Below are 20,097 nucleotides of genomic sequence, written 5' to 3'. Positions count from 1 at the left end.
TTGCTATACCTAAAAAAGCAGCATTTTTATGACGGATTTTATCAGACTTGAGACATCTGATAATAGGGTATTTATGACCTATTAGGAATACTCTGATATTAAAATGCTTGCCTTTTTCTTGCAAAAAAATCACGCTAACTCTAGTTCAGCTAGCGTGACCTTAAAGGTTCTCATTTCATCAAATATCCATTAACTAACCTTCAGATTTTGACGATTTTAGTCATCCATGTTATTCGTCTAACAAGCCTTCGATATCATCAAATTCGTCCAATAAAGCTTCTTCATCTTCTTCGATAACACCATCATTGACTGCAAATTCAAGCTGTTGAAAATAAGCGTTCTTTACAAAGCCATAAGGATCTATCGCATTATTCAACGCAGCTTCTCTTTCCAAGAGATTCGCTCTAGCATCTAGCCCTTTGATAATAAAACTGAAAATAGTGACATTACTATTTAATACATTCATTGGAAAGACAAGGCCATCAACAATATCTCCTGTCGTTGAACGAATATCTGTAGGTCCTCTAGCAGGTAACATCAAATATGGACCAGTATCCAAGCCATACGTACCTAGTGTCTGTCCAAAATCTTCTTCTTTTACCGTCAAATCCATTGCAGAAGCAACATCAAAAATACCTAAGACTCCCACTGTAGAATTGACTAAAAAACGGGCCAAACTTGTCATCATGCCATCCACTTTACCTTGCAGGGCATTATTGAGTATATTCGCTGGCTCTTCAATGTTCTCAACGACGTTAATTAGCCCCGTACGTACCGGTTTTGGCGTGATCGCTAAGTATCCTTTGGTTGCCGGCTTAACTAAAAAGCGGTCAAGTACATCATAGTTAAAATCCCACATGACACGGTTCACACTCTCCAGTGGATCACGAGGATCTGAATATTGACTTTTGGTGTCCTCGGATGAATTGGTACTCGCACATCCAGATAAAAATAGCGTACTTAACAGTAATACGAAAAATGTATTTCTCACTTAATTTCCTTATCAACAATAATGGTATGTTCAGTAATTTGTCCAGCAATCACAGGTACGGAGATACTCCCCTCGTACTCGCCAATTTTCGATTGTACAACTTCATCAAAAGACAAGCGAACAACCAAGTCTACTGCCGCTACAGAAGACAGTGTATATGATGCTAACATGGCATCTGACTGGGTCAAAGTTACCTTTACTGGTAATTTATTTAAAGGTAATTTCTGTACCGCAACTGGCATTTTGTTTGCACTATTTGCTGCTCTTGCAAACACAAATAACGTTGTCGGATTTAGCTGGTTTTCAGCTTCTAACGAACTTAGGATCTGCTGCGTAGCCGATATAGTCACAGTAAAGCCTGTCACTAAGTCGGCTTCTCCACTTAGCGCTAAACGCTCCAACTCAGCAATCTTATTACGCAGTTGGACGATTGCCGGATTATCTTCAGGTAATAAACCTTCTATTTTTGCAAAATATGTTTTTGTCATAGCTAAATCATTTAGCTGAGAAGCTGTCAAACTCAACATTAAAGCAGCATTGTTATTATCCGGTTCGATAGTCAACCAACGCTGTAAAATCGTCACAGCCTGTCTCAGGTAACTGACTTGATTAGGTATCATGAGTGCTTGTGCATAGCTCGACAAGGTTTCCACTGAGTCAGGTTGTAATAGCAAGGCTTTATCAAAAGCCGCATAGGATTGCTCGTATTGTTCTAAAGATGAATAAATTCGGCCTAACAACATCCAACCAGTTGCGTCATCAGGCTCATCAGAAATTCTTGAGCGGATCGCTAATGCAAAATCAAACAAGTCTTGTTGGGTGACGTCAGTGCCGTTCCCGACAATAATTTTATCTGTCAAAGCTTGAATCCGCTCTTGGATACTTGCCAACTTTTGTACTTTTGGTAGCTCAGTGACGTGCCAATATAAGCCACCAGAAACGACGAACGTTGCTACTAACACACCCACATACAGCGTTTTATGCTTACGGGTATGTTCATCTTGAGCGTATTGCTCCTCTAGGAGAGCGAGTTTAAGTTCTTTTTGCGCCTGTTCCCGATGCTTCTCAGAGATCAAACCTTGACTAAATTCATCATCCAGCTCAGCTAAACGCTGTTTAATCAACCGCGTATTAGACAGAATAAATGCATCTTGATGACCTTTTGCAGACTGTCTTAACAAAGGAAATATGACAAAGAGTACAAACACGGCAGTCATCAAAATGGCTGCTATCCAAAACATACTCATTTACTTATCCTCTTCTAGTAACGCTTCAGCCTTAGCTAACGCTGCTGACTCATCTTGGGTAACAGGTGTACTAGGTTTACGAGTAAAAACAAGATACGCCCCAACAAATAATACAACAATTGGCAGCAACCAGAGCCAGATCGTCGTTTTAGTTACTGGCGGTTGATAATACACAAAGTCACCGTAGCGAGTTTTCATAAAATCAATCACTTGGTCTGACGTTTGTCCCTCAGTAATGAGTTGGTAAACTTTACGACGCATATCATGTGCAATCATCGCATCCGAATCTGCAATATTTTGATTTTGGCACATAGGACAACGCAAAGTCGCTGTTAACTTTTTAAAATCTTGACGTTGCTGTTCTGTCGCAAATTTATACTCATCTCGACTAGCATGAACTGCACTAGTGAAAAGCATACCCAAAAGACATAATGGAAGGATTATCAATAATACATTGCGTGAGGCCATTAATCCTTTACTCCATTTTGTGTGTTTGTCACTAATTCGTTATACAACTTTGCGAATTTTTGCTCCCAAACACGAGGATTAACATCCCCTATATGATGAACCCTGATAATACCATTTTGATCAATCAGCAAGGTTTCTGGTGCACCTGTTACGCCTAAATCTAGAGAAGTATCACGATATACATCGAATATATTAAAAACAAATGGATCGCCTAAACTGTCGGTGGTAGACAAGACTTCTTGTTGTACTCTTTGTAAAGTCTTGGTCCCAAAATCTGGATCTAAATCTTGGTCATAATACAAACCAACAATCCGTTTACCCTCTTTGCGTAAGGACGTGAGATAAGGTAATTCTACTTTACAAGTGACACACCACACTCCCCAAACATTTAACAGAGTTACCTCACCTAAAAAAACAGATTCAGTGTGTAAGGTGGTTGGGTCCATCAAATCAGGTAAAGAAAATGCCGGCATTGGTTTTTCGAGGGTTTGGGCATCTCGCTCTCGAGGATCAGAAAAAAGCCCTTGAAATAAAAAAAACGTCAACCCAAGAAAAAAGACCAATGGCAAAACAAAACGAATAGGTTTAGACATTAGCTAAGTCCTCATTTGCTGATTTGGGTGCCTTATTGTTATGACCCGTTTGCTTAAAGCGCTGTTTTAAACGTGCGATTTTTTGTAAACGGTAACGCGGATCAGCAATCGAGCATACACCACCAAGCGCCATGATCCCTGCGCCTAACCAGATCCATACAACGAAAGGTTTGTAATAAGCTCGCACTGACCATACACCTTCTTCAAGCGGTTCACCTAGTGCGACAAAGAGGTCTCGAGTCAAAGTTGAATGAATGCCAGCTTCAGTCATATTAGTTGACTGCACTGGATAAAAACGTTTTTCAGGCTCTAAATGAGCGACAAATTCACCCTTTTTATACACATCAAAAATACCTCTTTCAGCCGTATAATTTGGCCCTTGTACGACAATAACCTTATCAAACTGCACAGTGTACCCGGCCATCACAAACTCATCACCAAAATCCATCCGTACATTACGTTCTGTTTCAAAATTGGAAACGAGGGTAATCCCAATTAATGACACTGCAAATCCAACATGTCCTAAAATCATACCCCAATGAGAACGCGTAAGTTGTCTTAAGGCACTGCTAGTGGATAAGGTATTCGTTCCCGCGGCTCTGCGCTGGGCGTTGATGCGTTGTAAGACTTCTTGAATGGTGGAGATAAGTACCCAAACACTTAATAGCATCCCTAATATCGCTAAATAACTCATCGTATCAAAACTAAAGACTATTAAGATAGCCGCGCCAAGACCGAGCCCCAAGCCTTGTAATATCTGTGTCCGCAATGCCCAAATCTCTTGTTTTTTCCAGCGACTAATCGGCCCAATCGTCATAAAAACAACAAACGGTACAATCAGCAAAGTGAACATTTGATTAAAGAATGGCGCACCTATCGAAATACTCCCCAGGCCTAATTCTTTGTGGACCAGTGGAAACAAAGTCCCGAGAAGGACAACAACCGTCGCCGCACACAGGAGTATGTTGTTACCCAAGAGCATGTTTTCACGCGAACTCAACGCATAAGTACTTCTAGATTGTAATTTCGGTGCTCGAATAAAATACAACAGCAAAGAACCACCGATAACCAATACCAGTAATCCGAGAATAAACATACCTCGTGATGGGTCAGCAGCAAAGGAATGTACAGAAACCAAGATCCCTGAACGCACTAGGAAAGTGCCCAACAAACTCAAAGAAAACGCTGAAATGGCCAGTAAAACGGTCCAAGACTTAAATACTTTGCGTTTTTCGGTAACAGCAAGGCTATGCATCAATGCAGTACCAACTAACCACGGCATAAACGAAGCATTTTCAACAGGATCCCAAAACCACCAGCCCCCCCAACCGAGTTCGTAATAAGCCCACCAACTTCCTAAAGCAATACCCACCGTCAAAAAAGACCAAGCAGCTATGGTCCATGGACGTGACCAACGAGCCCATGTTGAATCAAGCTGACCAGAAATCAATGCTGCGATAGCGAAAGCAAATGCGACTGAAAATCCAACATACCCCATATACAACATAGGTGGATGAATAATCATCCCAAAATCTTGTAGGAGTGGGTTTAAGTCTGCTCCATCCACCGGGTAAAAAGGTAATACACTGACAAATGGGTTAGATGTCAGCAACATAAACAGGTAAAAACCGACTGAAACCAAGCCTAATATAGCCAAGACTCGAGCTACCATGACCTCTGGGATCCCTTTACTGAGCAAAGCTACCGCTACAATCCATACTGAAAAGATAAACACCCACAGTAAAAATGAGCCTTCATGGCCGCCCCATACGGCAGTCACTTTATAATACCAAGGCAATAAACTGTTTGAATGATTGGCAACATAAGCAATCGTAAAATCGTCATGTAAAAAACTGGCCGTCAAGCAGGCATATGCAATACCGGTAAACAAGAAAACCGCAAAAGCCAATGGTTTTGCACTGGAAATCATAAGTTGGTTCTGAGTGTAACTCCCCCAAAGCGGGTATATCGCTAACAATAGCGCACTCAACAGTGCAATGACACTCGCTAAATTTCCAATTTCTGCAATCACAACAATACTCTTTTCAATCTAAATCAATACAATATAAACAAAACTAGTAGCCAGCTTCGCTCGGTTTGACGTGCTTTATGCCTTTCAGCTGCTCAGCTAATTCTGGTGGCATATATTCTTCGTCGTGTTTAGCGAGTACCTCGTCAGCTACAATAACAAAACCTTCTTGTAACACTCCAGTTGCTACGATGCCTTGTCCTTCACGAAATAAGTCAGGCAAAATACCGTCATAAGTCACTGTAACTTTTGGTCCTGTATCCATTAAATCAAAAGCAACGGATAGGGTTTCTTTATTTCGGACGACAGAACCCTCTACTACTAAGCCACCAATTCTTAAGCGCTGACCAACCTGTGGAAACTGCCCCGATTTACCTTCATGTATTTCGGTGGGGGTATAAAACAAATCAATATTTTCATTTAGGGCATACAACATTAACCCGATGGCACTAGCCAACAATGCACCAATGATGAGCACCATAGTTAACCGTTGTTTTCTTCTCGGTGTCATAATTTTTCCTCAGCTTTTGCTTTTGCTATGCGAGCGTCTCGAGCTTGTTGGGCATAAAAATCTGTCATAATTTTTTTGTTTTGTACGCGAACAAACACAATATATAACACGACGGCTAATGCACTGATGCCATAAGACAACCACACAAAAAAGCCATAGCCACCCATGGCCCAAAATTCACTAAAACTAGAAAAGGCCATTTATCTCTCCCCTTTCGTGGATGACGTGAGCAATAATTTTTTTACCCAAGGACGATGAGCTTCACGTATTAAAATCACATTTTTTAACTGCAACAGCACCAACGTTCCTATCAATCCTATAAAACCGGCGATGCTCACTAATAAAGGCCATTTCATTTCTGGCGCTATACTTGGACGGCCTATTTTTGTGATCGTAGAGCCCTGATGTAAGGTATTCCACCACTCCACTGAGTAATGAATAATTGGAATATTAATAACGCCTACTAGTGCGATGATCGCTGCCGCTTTACCTGCTTGTTGCTTGTCGGAAAATGCCGCATACAACGCCATGACACCAAAATACAAAAATAATAATATCAACTGAGAGGTCAACCGAGCATCCCAAATCCACCAAGTCCCCCACATAGGTTTCCCCCAAGCAGCTCCGGTAAACAAAGAGATAAAAGTCATGAGCGCACCGACTGGTGCGATGGCGATCATACTCATATAAGCCGTTTTCCACTGCCAGACCAAACCCACCAATCCGGCAGTAGCCATTGCAACATAAGTACCCATCGCTAAAATGGCAGATGGCACATGAATGTATATGATTCTAAAAGAGTCACCTTGTTGGTAATCAGGTGGCGCAAACACCAATCCCCAAACTAAGCCAACGACCAGCCCTAATACGGCTGCAGAAAGAAAATACGGAAACAATGACTGGCATAACGCATAAGCGCGTTCAGTTTTTGCGTAAGGATGTAACCAAGTAAACATTAATGATGACTCACTCTAATTGCGTAGCTCATAGCAAATGGGGTTATTGCGATTGCACCACATAACATTGCAGCGATGATAGCAAGTTGTGGCCAGTAATTTAATCCAAAAACAGCGGAATCAACTACGGAAGTTGCAAAAATCAGTAAAGGAATAAATACAGGAATTAAAATAAGGGATAACAGGACTCCACCACGCTGTAAACCCACTGTTAATGCGACGGCAATACCACCAACAAAAGATAAGATGGGGGTGCCAAGTAATAACGTTGCCAGTAATGCCCAATACATGGCTGGGGTTAAATTCAAAAATAAAGCAAGCATGGGCGATACGACAATCAATGGTAAAATGAAAAGTAGCCAGTGACAGAATACTTTAATGAACATCGCTAACGATAAAGAGACGCCTGACAGTTGAATTTGTTCTAAAAACCCATCATTAAAGTCATCCCGAAATAGTTTTTCCATACCTAATAATGCTGAAAGAATCGCAGCAACCCAGATGACACCTGGGCCAATTTTTTGCAGTGTTGCTAAACCAGGACCTACGCCAATGGGAAACAACGTTATAACCAATACAAAAAACACCAGAGGTTGAATAAATTCTGATTTATTGCGCATAGCTAACTGCCAATCTCGTTTGAAGATACTCATTAATGGTGACATTAAATGTGATACTCCAAAGTAAACTCGGTGACTTTATGTTTGCTTTTTAACGCTTGGTGTGAAGTCATTAAAACCGCGCCTTGTTCAGTAACAAAGTCATCAATAACTGTTTGGATAAGGGTCACACCATTAGTGTCCAGTGAGGTATATGGCTCATCTAAGATCCACACCGACGCACAAACTAATTGGGTACGCGCCAGAGAGACGCGACGCTGTTGTCCTGCTGATAGTTGTCCAACCGGAATATCTTCCAGGCCGACTAATCTGAAACGAGCCAACACCGTGTAGAGGTATTCGGTAAGCGTACTGTTATCACGTAACTCAGGAATCGCATACTCACTATGTAAATACAGCCAATATTGCAAATTTTCCAATGCAGACAAATACTTATTCAAGGCTAATTTGTGACCTAAATAAAGAATCGGCAGTGGGTTGCAGCTATTTTGTACTGGTGACTCACCCAGAGTCACTTGACCGGTTTCAGGTTCAGACAAACCTACTAAAATCCTGAGTAAACTGGTTTTCCCTGCACCATTGGGACCGACAAGATGGATTAACTCACCAGAATTTAACGTCAAATCAAGCTCAGCAAACAAGGTTCTATCCTGTTTGATACAACTTATATTTTGGGCTGATAACACGTTCAATTTGGCTCCTAATCACCAAGAATTCTTTTTATGCACCATACTTACTGCACAGTCATTTTATATTCGTTTTTATCATCGTAGTATTAGCTACAAAGTTAACGGCATAATTTACATCAGGATTTTATCATAACAAGCATGCTAAATGATTATTTTTCATCATTTTTTAGTCGTAAAAAAATATAAATATCAACACGATTTGCTCACTAAAATATATTCTTTCATAAAGGCGATTTTTATCGCTTTTATAGGATAATTATCACTTTATACCAAAGTTTACATTACCTATTTTATACTAGAGTTTTCCGCGTAGGCTGTCGATAAGATGATATGACCCAATCGACCCTACATTCACCCTCAAAAACTGCTCATGCCTCACATGAGTCAGCCCCTGTGCCTAGCCACAAACGTGCAGTACAGCAAAGCGTATCTGGCATCGTATCAGATGCGAAAAACGCCAGTTATACTAGTCAAACCAATATCACGTTTGATCAAAAAACGATTCCCGGCGCATTATTTACCATCAACGATGAAACCATTATCAAAATCAAAGAGGCTAAGTTTGTTGTACCACTCACTCCAGAACAACAACGACAAGTAAAACAATGGCAAAACGACCAAAAAACGCTCAAGATTGATATTCGCTCAGCACCACCGGCGATAACATTATCCGCTGTTTCACCCAAAACACCTGATAGCATCAAAATAAATGCATTAGAAGCACAAGCAATCAATTTAACTGTATTACAAAATAAAACGGCTTTGGTCCAGCATGCGACACCTAAAATGCCAGACAGTGCCTTAAAACCAACCCCTGTTTTACTGCAACAGTCACCAGATATACAAAAATTACATTTGCATGTCCCCAAAGTGGATGCCGTTATTGAACTTCGTCTGCCTAAGTTACATCCAGAAATAGCAAACCTGTTAAGAAAGGTAGCACCAAATACTTTTGCATTGATAGACGTAACAACCTCACAAGCAAAAATAACGAGTACGTACTTACCTTTGCAAATTGCTATTGATGGACTAGATATGCCGATAACGACAAACGCGTCTAGCAGCGAAAAAGGCACGTCGTTGTTATTAAAATTGTTGCAGCAACAGCTTCCATCCCAGTTTCAAATTTCCAGTAAAGTCTTTACCCAATGGGTCAACAAATCTGACTTAGCTCAAGTACTGCCTACCGACAAAATGCACAGTTTAACTACTTTATTAAATAAAACAGATACTATTCACATAGCCAAAACCCCTCATGGTATGACGATGCAAGCCGGTCATAACGATAAAAATCTTGGTACCGCTAGCGTAAGGGTTATCCCAAACAAAGATCCTAGCTCTCATATAGGCCGGAATCCGAGTATGACTCCCATGACAAATACCGATTTACCGATTACCGTGCAGCTAAACAAAACACAATTATTAGAGATCGATCAGACTCAAATTCCTGTGAGTACACGTGGGGTATCTGAAGTAGCACAAGGACAGGATAACTTTCGCTTAAAGCACCTTTTCGGAACACTAAAAGAATTTTTGGGCACTAGTGTCCTGCCATCACCAAACACGAATAAAATTAGTCTCACGACCTCAAGTGCTACTTTATCGGAACCAAAAACAGAAAATGTGCCATCGGTGCAAGCTCAACCCACCAATAATAAACTGTTACTTAACAATTTATCCTTATTTAAAGATTTACAGTATGCTGCGGTTGAAACAAAGCTCCCGATGATTACCAAAGAGTTCAATAAGCTTTTGGCAACAGTTAAAGATATAGGTTTACAATCACCTCAATCAGGACTGCAACATGAACCTATCACCAACCGACCTTTATCTGAGCAAAGCCCATCATTATCACCAGATACCCCAGAGTCTGATATCAATCAACTACTTAGAGTGTTTGCCAATAATAGCCTCATAGCGGGTTTAGAAAATCAGTTCCGTGCTCCCCAGCAAACATCATCTTTACTTAATGGCTTAACGACCATGGTACAGATTGCACTGGTACAAAAGTTAAATGGGCAATTAGATACCCAAAGAGGATTATCGGATGTATTAAAACAGCAACTCAAACCATTTATTCCTGCAACCTCTATCGCGAGTAATGGCCGGATAAGTACAGACAATGTTGATAATAGAAATGCTTTAGTTAATGGTATTGCACAAGTCTTAAAAAATCATAGTCTAGCGAGAAAAATTAACGCAGAGGTAAATACCCAAACCATGGACACGCAGTATTTCATATTGCCCAATATTGCCAATCACAACAAAGATAATATTGAAGTATTGTTTAAACGTGAAAAAGAACACGCCGATACCCATAACCAAAGAGAGCAAGAACAAGGGTGGCATGTCAGTCTCCGCTTTGCTATTGGCGAATATGGTGTATTACTAACCAAAGCGTTCATTCAAAATAAAGTCATTCAATTAAATCTTTATGCATCTACAACCTCCTTATTAAACTTAGTGAACACGCACAAAGAATCCCTCGAAACTAGGCTTGTGGATTTAGGATTCGAGCTAAAAGGGTATCAAAGTTACCAAGGAAAAATCCCAGACAGCTTGGTAGAACAACAGCATGAAATATGGCAGACACAGGTTTAATTATGTCAAGTCACCACCTGCATTCTCATCACAATCTTTGTTTAGCAAATGATAGGATTTTTTATGACTAAGCCGACAGCCTCTGTTACCGATGCAAAAAAATTAGCCATTGCCTTGCAATACAATGACACAACACAATCTGCTCCAGAGATTGTAGCCAAGGGAAACGGAGATATTGCCTCTGAGATCATTGCGCTTGCTGCTGAAAACGGTATTCTCGTTCATGAAGATCCACAACTTCTTGCCGTTCTCAATCAATTTGATATTGGTGATCAAGTTCCTGAGGAACTCTATTTAGTCGTCGCTGAATTAATCGCCTTTTCGTTCGTCTTACAAGGGAAATACCCTAAAGATTGGCAAGGACATAAATCATTAAACACATTGGTGTAATGCTTTATGAACGAGAGTCTCTGGTGAACTTCCCATATACCAATCTGACACTCACATCACCGTACATTATATCTCGTTTACAGTCTGCGACTGAAATCACTCCATATAACGTAGCAGTAATGCTTTATGAACGAGAGTCTCTGGTGAACTTACCGTATACCAATCTGACACTCACATCACCGTACATTATATCTCGTTTACAGTCTGCGACTGAAATCACTCCATATAACGTAGCAGTGATGCTTTATGAACGAGAGTCTCTGAAGAGCTTTCTGTATACCAATCTGACCTTCCCATCACCGTAAATTATATCTCGTTTACAGCCTGCGACTGAAATCACTCCATATAACGTTCGGTGATATTTAGGGTTCATAAACAAAAAAACGCCCAGAACCTATAAAGTCATGGACGTTTTTTAAGTATTATTTATTATTTTTCTGCTGGCGCTTCGGCTTCTACTTCATCTGTAGGTTTAGCTTTACATAGTAATTCAGCACGGATCTTTTGTTCAATCTCATTGGCCATATCAACACGTTCTTTTAGGAACTTCACTACGTTCGCTTTACCCTGACCAATACGCTCACCGTTGTAGCTGTACCAAGCTCCGGCCTTTTCTACCAGCTTTTGCTTCACACCTAAATCAATAAGCTCTGCTTCTTTTGAAATCCCTTGACCATATAAAATCTGGAATTCAGCTTGTTTAAATGGTGGTGCTACTTTGTTTTTCACAACCTTGACTCGCGTCTCGTTGCCAACGACTTCATCACCATCTTTAATCGCACCGATACGACGGATATCTAAACGTACTGATGAATAGAATTTTAGTGCATTACCACCAGTAGTTGTTTCAGGGTTACCAAACATCACACCAATCTTCATACGAATTTGGTTGATGAAAATACATAAGGTATTTGAGCGTTTAATATTACCTGTCAGCTTACGTAGTGCTTGAGACATTAAGCGCGCTTGCAAACCAACGTGAGAATCACCCATATCGCCTTCAATTTCAGCTTTTGGCGTAAGAGCCGCTACCGAGTCAACAATCACCACGTCTACCGCACCAGAGCGCACCAACATATCACAGATTTCTAATGCTTGTTCACCCGTATCCGGTTGTGAGACTAATAACTCATCAATATTTACCCCTAACTTCTCAGCATAAACGGGATCTAAAGCATGTTCAGCATCTACGAATGCACAGGTTTTACCCACTTTTTGTGCTTCTGCAATGACTTGTAATGTTAACGTTGTCTTACCCGATGATTCTGGTCCGTAAATTTCAACCACACGACCACATGGCAAACCGCCTATACCTAATGCGATATCGATGGTTAAAGAACCTGTAGAAACAGACTCGATATCCATTGCTTGGTTATCACCCAACTTCATGATTGAGCCTTTACCAAATTGCTTTTCAATTTGACCAAGTGCTGCGGATAGTGCACGTGCTTTATTGTCGTCTGCCATAGTAGCCTCTGTGTTATTATTTATGTATTGTAGGAGAAAGAAATTGACTCAACTACAAACTTATTTAATATGAAGTGTGTATCAAAGTGATACTGATTATAATACTGTATAATTATACAGTGCAAGTATTTATTACAAATAAATTTATTTAAATCCGTGCGCATGGAAAGAATAGATAATACTAATACGCTTGTCTGCTGACTTTACGATCAGAATGTGTAGCGTTGGTTGGTGGATATATACCCAAATCCCGTCGTCATCGTCTTATTAGTTGTTGTGCCAGCTCAGTAATCGCAAAATCAATCGCCGCTTGTCTTACGGCTGTCCGATCACCTGGAAATATCTGTTTTGCTGTAACTACCTCACCAGCAACAGACCATGCAAACCAAACCGTACCCACCGGTTTTTCTTCGCTTCCTCCACCTGGACCGGCTATACCACTAACACTTATTCCGATATCTGCTGCAGCTCTCGCACAACAACCTTTAACCATCGCAACAACCGTCTGTTCAGATACCGCACCGTGTTTGTTGAGAATCTCTTCATCAACATACACCAAGTGCATTTTTGCTGAATTCGCATAAGTCACATAACTTTCTTTGAACCAAGAAGAAGCTCCTTCTATTTCGGTCAATGCATAAGCAATGCCTCCTGCAGTACAAGATTCTGCGCAAGAAACCGACAATTCTTTTTCTATACAAAATTGTGCAATCGACTCTAGGGCTGTTTTTGTATTTTCTTTTAGATACGTCATGATTTTTTTAGTATGCTTAAGGCCATGTCACTACCATAAGTATTAAATCACAGTGAGTCAATCCAAAGCCCAGCACACGCCAATGATGCAACAATATTTGAGCATCAAAGCCGAACACCCGAATGAATTGTTATTTTATCGGATGGGTGATTTTTATGAATTATTTTTTGCTGACGCTGTGCGAGCGGCTAAATTGATTGATTTAACGTTAACCGCTCGTGGCAAAGCAGGTGGTGAACCTATTCCTATGGCGGGTGTTCCTTATCACGCGGTAGATGGATATTTAGCAAAATTAGTCCAACTAGGTGAATCCGTCGCTATTGTTGAACAAATAGGTGACCCAGCCACCTCAAAAGGACCGGTAGAGCGAGCTGTGCAAAGGATTGTGACGCCAGGTACGGTTACTGATGAAGCTCTGCTAAGAGCCAATCAAGACATTTGTATTGTCGCAGTGACCTCATTCACCAAGGGCGATAATACCCAATATGGCCTAGCATCCTTGGCGCTCAGTACAGGACAGTTTATTGTGACGGAGCCTAGTTCCGAACAAGCTTTATTGGCCGATTTACAACGCCTAAACCCGGCAGAAGTGTTATACGATGAACAATTCATAAATACCGATGCACTCCAAAACTACAGTGGTCTGCGTCGTCGCCCAACATGGGAATTTGATATTGAGACGGCAGAACAACAATTAAATATGCAATTTGGTACTCAATCATTAAGCGGTTTTGGCATCCATACTGGATCGTTGTCTGTTGGTTGTGCTGGTTGTATTTTGCAGTACATCAAAGATACTCAAAAATGTGCTTTACCGCATATCAGCAGTTTGGTCCTACAAACTCAGCATGATTCTGTGCAAATGGATGCCGCAACCCGACGTAATCTCGAACTCACCCAGAATCTTTCTGGTGGCATTGAAAATACCGTTTTTGCTGTTCTTGATCGGACCCAAACACCCATGGGAGCTCGCTTACTGCAGCAATGGATCCACCGCCCAAGTACCCAACACGCTCTCCTGCAGCAACGCTACAGTGCTATCGGTGATTTTATTGAAAATGGGTTTAGTGAACTCCAAGATGCATTGCGACAGATTGGTGATATCCAACGTGTCCTATCTCGATTAGCCCTGCGTAGTGCAAGACCTAGAGATTTCGCTCGGCTCCAGAATGCCTTTAACACCCTACCACAAGTGCAAACATTATTAGCTGAACACTCAGCCCCTAAAATTAAAGCACTTGCCAACAGTGTCAGCTCCTTTCCTGAGCTAGCTGATTTATTGAATCGTGCCATTACTGAGAACCCACCAGTCGTTATTCGTGATGGCGGTGTGATTGCCGATGGTTATAATGCCGAATTAGACGAATTGAGAGCACTCTCTAAAGGGGCCACGGATTACTTGGCAGTATTAGAGGAAAGAGAAAAAGCAGCAACAGGTATTGCGACGTTAAAAGTGGGCTACAATCGAGTCCACGGATTTTTTATCGAGGTTTCAAAAGGTCAATCAGCTCTAGTACCTGAACATTATATTCGTCGCCAAACACTCAAAAATAACGAACGGTATATTATTGAAGAGCTCAAAGAGCACGAAGAAAAAGTCCTCAACAGTCAATCCAAAGCACTCGCCTTGGAGAAAGCGTTATATGAAGAATTATTTGATGCTCTACTCCCCCACCTCAATGCGCTGACAATTAGCGCCAACGCACTTGCTGAATGTGATGTGTTAGCGAACCTCGCGCAAGTAGCCGTGGATCTCTCTTTTTATCGACCCGAATTAACTGAGCAACCTGGTATTTCTTACCAAGATGGCCGCCATATTGTGGTTGAAAGTGTTTTAGATGCGCCATTTATTGCAAATCCAGTCCATCTGTCACCGGAACAACGTATGTTGATGATTACCGGTCCAAATATGGGCGGTAAATCAACCTATATGAGGCAAACCGCACTCATAGTGTTACTTGCTTATATAGGAAGCTATGTCCCTGCCCAAGACTGCGTTATTGGCCCTATCGATCGTATTTTCACCCGTATCGGTGCCGCTGATGATTTGGCATCTGGTCGCTCTACCTTTATGGTCGAAATGACCGAAACGGCGACTATTTTACACAATGCAACAGCCCATAGTTTAGTATTAATGGATGAAATCGGTCGCGGTACTAGTACTTATGATGGTTTATCTCTAGCCTGGGCATGTGCTGAATATCTGCATCGAAACATCCAAGCTTTTACGTTATTTGCCACACATTATTTCGAACTAACCTTGTTAGCGGATGAAACAAGTGGCATGAGTAATGTTCATTTGAGTGCTTTGGAGCATGAAGATAGTATAAAGTTTATGCACAACGTCAAACAAGGTGCTGCCAGTAAATCTTATGGCTTACAGGTCGCCGCATTAGCAGGTGTTCCCAAAAACGTCATTATGAGTGCGCGACATAAACTAGCAGAATTAGAACAACAATCTAAACATGTTGAAAACACAAGTCCACTTAACGTAACTCCTCCAGCGGAACAGCTCCCTGAAATAGATGCCGGCTCACAACTGTTGTTGGATAATTCTGACCAAGCTTTGTTCGATGCATTAGACCAAGTCGCTGCAGATGAATTAAGCCCGAAACAAGCACTCGATTTCGTATATCTATTAAAAAGTTTACGACAACGATAAAAGTGCTGATTTGCGCAGCCTATACACCCAATAATTTACCGCAAAATAGGATTAATCGTTTGTCATGATAATCGGTTTTGCGTATACTATTGCTCCATTCAATGGAGAGCTAAGTTGTATCCGCAAATACCCTCTTCATAAAATAAATATCGCTATTAGTGACCCATGGTTACACAGGCAAACTCAGATTAATCAACGCGTCTAGGTACAGTATGACCCATTATATTTTCGTCACCGGTGGAGTAATTTCATCATTGGGCAAAGGAATTGCAGCGGCTTCTTTGGCAGCCATCCTTGAGGCCCGCGGTCTTAAAGTTACCATGTTAAAACTTGACCCTTATATTAACGTTGACCCAGGTACTATGAGCCCGATTCAACACGGTGAAGTATTTGTTACCGACGATGGTGCAGAAACGGATTTGGATTTAGGCCACTACGAACGTTTTATTCGTACCCGTATGACAAAACGCAATAACTTCACCACCGGCAGAGTGTATGCTTCTGTCTTAGAGCGCGAACGCCGTGGGGACTATCTAGGTGCCACGATTCAGGTGATCCCTCACATTACCAACGAAATCAAACGTCGAGTTATTGATGGCGCTGAAGGAAATGATGTCGCAATTGTAGAAATCGGTGGTACGGTAGGTGATATTGAATCACAGCCATTCCTAGAGGCTATTCGTCAATTAGGGACTGAACTAGGTCGTGAAAAAGCGATGTATATGCACTTAACTTTAGTGCCATATATGGCGGCATCAGGTGAAGTGAAAACAAAACCGACCCAGCACTCTGTGAAAGAGTTACGTTCTATAGGTATCCAACCCGATATCTTAGTTTGTCGTTCTGAATCCGCATTACCCAACAATGAAAGAGCCAAAATAGCATTATTTACGAATGTTGCCGACAAAGCGGTAATATCTTTGCGCGATGTTGACAGTATTTATAAAATTCCTGCTGCACTAAAAGCCCAAGGTATGGACGAATTAGTGGTAGAGCGTTTTGGTATCGACTGCCCTGAAGCAGACTTAACTGAATGGGAACAGGTTTTATACGCAGAATCAAACCCAACCAAAGAAGTCGTGATTGGTATGATTGGCAAGTATGTTGAACTCGCTGATGCATACAAATCTGTGAACGAAGCATTAAAACATGCTGGACTCAAAAACCGTGTATCCGTCAAAATCGACTATATTGACTCATCTGATATCATTGCCAAGGGCGACCATATATTAGAACACCTGGATGCCATATTGGTCCCAGGCGGATTTGGTGAGCGCGGCGTCGAGGGCAAGATTGAAGCTGCGCGCTATGCCAGAGAAAACAACGTCCCGTATTTAGGCATTTGCTTAGGCATGCAAGTAGCTCTAATCGAATATGCTAGAAATGTTGCAGGCATGCCAGGAGCGAATAGTACTGAATTTGACCCGAATACGGCATACCCTGTAGTCGGTCTAATATCAGAATGGTTAGACGCTTCAGGCAATAAAGAACAACGTGATGAAGAATCGGACTTAGGGGGCACCATGCGCCTTGGTTCACAGCTTTGTCACTTATTAGAAGGCTCAAAAGCCCACCAGTGCTATGGTACTACTGAAATTTATGAGCGCCATAGACATCGTTACGAAGTTAACAATACCTTACGTGGAAAAATAGAAGAAGCTGGCTTAAAAGTAAGTGGACTCTCGACAGATAAAGAATTAGTTGAAGTTATCGAAATTCCGGAACATCCGTTCTTCGTAGCTGGACAATTCCACCCTGAGTTTAATTCAACACCACGTGACGGACACCCTTTATTTGAAGGATTTGTGGCCGCCGCAGGTGAATTTCAAAAAAAGAATCATTAATAAGGAAGTCTATCCATGGCAAATATTAGCCGTATTGTAGGTCGTGAAATTTTAGATTCACGCGGTAATCCAACCGTAGAAGCGGATGTATATTTAGAGTCTGGCGCAATGGGCCGTGCCGCGGCACCTTCAGGTGCATCTACCGGTTCACGTGAAGCGTTAGAATTAAGAGACGGTGATAAAACACGTTATTTAGGTAAAGGTGTTTTACAGGCAGTAGCAGCAATTAACGATAAGATTGCGCCTGCTTTATTAGGTAAAGATGCTGCCGATCAACGCAACATTGATACCATTATGATTGATTTAGATGGTACTGAAAATAAAGAAGTACTAGGTGCAAATGCGATCCTTGCAGTATCACTTGCTGTTGCCAAAGCACAAGCGATTGCTTCAGGTATTCCTCTTTATCAACACATTGCTGATATCAATGGAACACCAGGTCAGTACTCGATGCCCGTACCAATGATGAACATCATCAACGGTGGTGAACACGCAGACAACAATGTCGATATCCAAGAATTTATGGTGCAGCCTATCTCTGCGAAAAGCTTCACTGAAGCATTACGTATGGGTGCAGAAATATTCCATAGCTTGAAAAAAGTATTAAGCGCTAAAGGCCTAAATACTGCAGTAGGTGACGAAGGTGGTTTTGCTCCAAACCTAGCATCTAACGAAGAAGCGTTATCGGTCATTGCTACGGCAGTAGAAAATGCAGGATACAAGCTAAACGAAGACGTTACGTTGGCCTTAGATTGTGCTGCTTCAGAGTTCTACAAAGATGGTCAATATGTACTTTCTGGTGAAGATAAGTCGTTTGATTCAGAAGGGTTTGGCGATTATCTTGCAGAGCTTACAGAGCGTCACCCTATCGTTTCTATCGAAGATGGTCTCGATGAAAGTGATTGGGATGGCTGGGCGAGCTTAACTAAGAAAATTGGTGACAAGGTTCAGTTAGTCGGTGATGACTTATTTGTGACAAATACCAAGATCCTTTCTCGTGGTATCGAAAATAACATCGGCAACTCTATCCTAATTAAATTTAATCAAATCGGTTCACTGAGTGAAACTTTAGATGCGATTAAAATGGCAAAAGATGCAGGCTTTACTGTTGTCATCTCGCACCGTTCTGGTGAAACAGAAGATGCAACGATTGCTGACTTAGCGGTCGGTACTGCTGCAGGCCAAATCAAAACGGGTTCTCTATGCCGTTCTGATCGTGTTGCTAAGTACAACCAATTATTGCGCATCGAGCAAGAATTGGGTGCTGCAGCACCATATAATGGTTTATCAGAAATCAAAGGCCAATAAGGCTATTTTTTAGGCAGATAGTAGTTTACTATTATCTGCCTTTTAATTTACCGCCCTCATGACTACGTTGGAGTCATCGGCCCAAGAGAATATGGCTGAACAAAAAGATATTTTTTTTCAAGATGAACACGCTAGCTCGCTTGCCGAGTTAATGAATGCCTTGTACCAAAGAGAATGTCTCGCCTTGGCGGAATCTGGCCCCTCTCAAACAAGCCTTTTAAAACGCAAACTCAAACACCTACCTCATCATGTTTATTCTGCTGCTCAAGACTTATTAGCGTCCAACGCACCTATTGATGTGGATATTCACAACGCAAGTTACACTGCTAAACAAGCTGCCCACTGCCCTGGAATAAACCAAACCAACGAACAAATCCAAGATTTCTATACCAAATCTGGAAAGATTGGTGCGGTATTACCTGTTCTAGTAAAAACGATGCAAGGCATGCATATAGAAATAGATTCTCTCGACCGAATAGATGAACAATGCGATCATATCCATGCTAACAAACATGGCTGGTTTACGCGAAATGGTATATCTCAAGCAGAACAAACAAGCACACTAGCCTCCAATGAAGCTCAGTTTTTTGCTCTAAAATTACTTAAACCTAGCAAAGCTATTTGGACAGCTGCTTGTTGTGGACATCAATGGAAGCACAAAGGGCGAGCTATCCCTAGAGCATTGACGATGCGTGAGTTGAGGCTTTCATTTAATATAAAGTGGTAGTGCGAAAAAAAGGTAGTGTGAAAAAGTGGTTAACGACGATTAAGTGAGCATACTACGCCACAAATTTTAGGATAAATACCCTAAAAAACATCCAATATTAGTATTTTTATAAATCCTTAATTTTAATACCGTAGCACTTTAGTATATCCATCCTTTTATATCCGTTTTTTTCACTGGTTTGACTTGACCTCAAGCCTTGTAAAACGTACAGTGGAGGTATGAAAATATATGACATGACAT

19 protein-coding genes are annotated in these 20,097 nt (G+C 41.3%); 7 read left to right on the top strand and 12 right to left on the bottom strand.

From position 1 onward, the window contains the following. Nucleotides 1–229: 229 nt before the first annotated feature. From NLF92_RS02185 to ccmA, 10 genes are read right to left on the bottom strand one after another with little or no spacing between them, the layout of a single operon-like run. Complete coding sequence (locus NLF92_RS02185) at nt 230–991, bottom strand: MlaA family lipoprotein (RefSeq protein WP_254098408.1); 762 nt, start codon at nt 989–991, stop codon at nt 230–232. Further along, nucleotides 988–2,238, bottom strand: a complete 1,251-nt coding sequence (ccmI, locus tag NLF92_RS02180; protein WP_254098406.1) for a c-type cytochrome biogenesis protein CcmI — start codon at nt 2,236–2,238, stop codon at nt 988–990. The genes NLF92_RS02185 and ccmI overlap by 4 nt, the downstream gene beginning before the upstream one ends. Beyond that, a complete protein-coding gene (locus tag NLF92_RS02175) occupies nt 2,239–2,706 on the bottom strand; it encodes a cytochrome c-type biogenesis protein (RefSeq protein WP_254098404.1) in 468 nt (155 codons plus the stop codon). It lies immediately after the preceding gene. Beyond that, on the bottom strand, nt 2,706–3,299 hold the full coding sequence (locus NLF92_RS02170; protein WP_254098402.1) for a redoxin family protein: 594 nt from the start codon (nt 3,297–3,299) through the stop codon (nt 2,706–2,708). The genes NLF92_RS02175 and NLF92_RS02170 overlap by 1 nt, the downstream gene beginning before the upstream one ends. Then, on the bottom strand, nt 3,292–5,331 hold the full coding sequence (locus NLF92_RS02165) for a heme lyase CcmF/NrfE family subunit (RefSeq protein WP_254098400.1): 2,040 nt from the start codon (nt 5,329–5,331) through the stop codon (nt 3,292–3,294). The genes NLF92_RS02170 and NLF92_RS02165 overlap by 8 nt, the downstream gene beginning before the upstream one ends. A gap of 43 nt (nt 5,332–5,374) precedes the next feature. Then, nucleotides 5,375–5,839, bottom strand: a complete 465-nt coding sequence (gene ccmE, locus NLF92_RS02160; RefSeq protein WP_254098398.1) for a cytochrome c maturation protein CcmE — start codon at nt 5,837–5,839, stop codon at nt 5,375–5,377. After that, nucleotides 5,836–6,039, bottom strand: a complete 204-nt coding sequence (ccmD, locus tag NLF92_RS02155) for a heme exporter protein CcmD (RefSeq protein WP_254098393.1) — start codon at nt 6,037–6,039, stop codon at nt 5,836–5,838. The genes ccmE and ccmD overlap by 4 nt, the downstream gene beginning before the upstream one ends. Beyond that, entirely contained in the window at nt 6,040–6,795 is a 756-nt protein-coding gene (locus NLF92_RS02150) for a heme ABC transporter permease (RefSeq protein ID WP_254098391.1), read from the bottom strand. After that, a complete protein-coding gene (gene ccmB, locus NLF92_RS02145) occupies nt 6,795–7,460 on the bottom strand; it encodes a heme exporter protein CcmB (protein WP_254098389.1) in 666 nt (221 codons plus the stop codon). Before ccmB ends, NLF92_RS02150 begins: the two co-directional genes overlap by 1 nt. Beyond that, entirely contained in the window at nt 7,460–8,101 is a 642-nt protein-coding gene (gene ccmA / locus NLF92_RS02140) for a cytochrome c biogenesis heme-transporting ATPase CcmA (protein WP_254098634.1), read from the bottom strand. The genes ccmB and ccmA overlap by 1 nt, the downstream gene beginning before the upstream one ends. A gap of 333 nt (nt 8,102–8,434) precedes the next feature. Here ccmA and NLF92_RS02135 point away from each other — a divergent pair, with 333 nt between their 5' ends. The 3 genes from NLF92_RS02135 to NLF92_RS02125 all read left to right on the top strand — a co-directional run bounded on the left by NLF92_RS02135 (nt 8,435) and on the right by NLF92_RS02125 (nt 11,400). Continuing rightward, complete coding sequence (locus NLF92_RS02135; protein WP_254098387.1) at nt 8,435–10,705, top strand: hypothetical protein; 2,271 nt, start codon at nt 8,435–8,437, stop codon at nt 10,703–10,705. Between the two features lie 63 nt (nt 10,706–10,768). After that, nucleotides 10,769–11,095, top strand: a complete 327-nt coding sequence (locus NLF92_RS02130; protein WP_254098385.1) for an EscU/YscU/HrcU family type III secretion system export apparatus switch protein — start codon at nt 10,769–10,771, stop codon at nt 11,093–11,095. After that, nucleotides 11,095–11,400: a hypothetical protein gene (locus NLF92_RS02125; RefSeq protein WP_254098383.1), complete on the top strand. Its 306-nt coding sequence runs from the start codon at nt 11,095–11,097 to the stop codon at nt 11,398–11,400. The genes NLF92_RS02130 and NLF92_RS02125 overlap by 1 nt, the downstream gene beginning before the upstream one ends. A gap of 124 nt (nt 11,401–11,524) precedes the next feature. Here the strand turns inward: NLF92_RS02125 and recA are convergent, their stop codons facing one another. Further along, nucleotides 11,525–12,562 carry a recombinase RecA gene (gene recA, locus NLF92_RS02120; protein ID WP_254098381.1) on the bottom strand — a complete coding sequence of 346 codons (1,038 nt, stop codon included), beginning with the start codon at nt 12,560–12,562 and terminating at the stop codon, nt 11,525–11,527. 256 nt (nt 12,563–12,818) lie between these two features. Continuing rightward, nucleotides 12,819–13,316 carry a CinA family protein gene (locus NLF92_RS02115; RefSeq protein WP_254098379.1) on the bottom strand — a complete coding sequence of 166 codons (498 nt, stop codon included), beginning with the start codon at nt 13,314–13,316 and terminating at the stop codon, nt 12,819–12,821. A gap of 82 nt (nt 13,317–13,398) precedes the next feature. Here NLF92_RS02115 and mutS point away from each other — a divergent pair, with 82 nt between their 5' ends. The 4 genes from mutS (at nt 13,399) to NLF92_RS02095 (ending at nt 19,857) form a co-directional block, all read left to right on the top strand. Beyond that, nucleotides 13,399–15,978: a DNA mismatch repair protein MutS gene (gene mutS, locus NLF92_RS02110; RefSeq protein ID WP_254098632.1), complete on the top strand. Its 2,580-nt coding sequence runs from the start codon at nt 13,399–13,401 to the stop codon at nt 15,976–15,978. A 212-nt stretch (nt 15,979–16,190) separates the two neighbouring features. Beyond that, nucleotides 16,191–17,822 (top strand): CTP synthase, encoded by a 1,632-nt coding sequence (pyrG, locus tag NLF92_RS02105; RefSeq protein WP_254098377.1) that lies wholly within the window; start codon nt 16,191–16,193, stop codon nt 17,820–17,822. A gap of 15 nt (nt 17,823–17,837) precedes the next feature. Beyond that, nucleotides 17,838–19,130 (top strand): phosphopyruvate hydratase, encoded by a 1,293-nt coding sequence (gene eno / locus NLF92_RS02100; RefSeq protein WP_254098375.1) that lies wholly within the window; start codon nt 17,838–17,840, stop codon nt 19,128–19,130. Between the two features lie 58 nt (nt 19,131–19,188). Further along, nucleotides 19,189–19,857 (top strand): hypothetical protein, encoded by a 669-nt coding sequence (locus NLF92_RS02095; RefSeq protein ID WP_254098373.1) that lies wholly within the window; start codon nt 19,189–19,191, stop codon nt 19,855–19,857. Nucleotides 19,858–20,097: the final 240 nt, after the last annotated feature.

It is taken from the genome of Opacimonas viscosa (assembly GCF_024199005.1).
In the GTDB taxonomy this organism is placed as follows: Bacteria; Pseudomonadota; Gammaproteobacteria; order Enterobacterales; family Alteromonadaceae; genus Opacimonas; species Opacimonas viscosa.
This window is presented reverse-complemented; position numbering and strand designations above follow the sequence as displayed.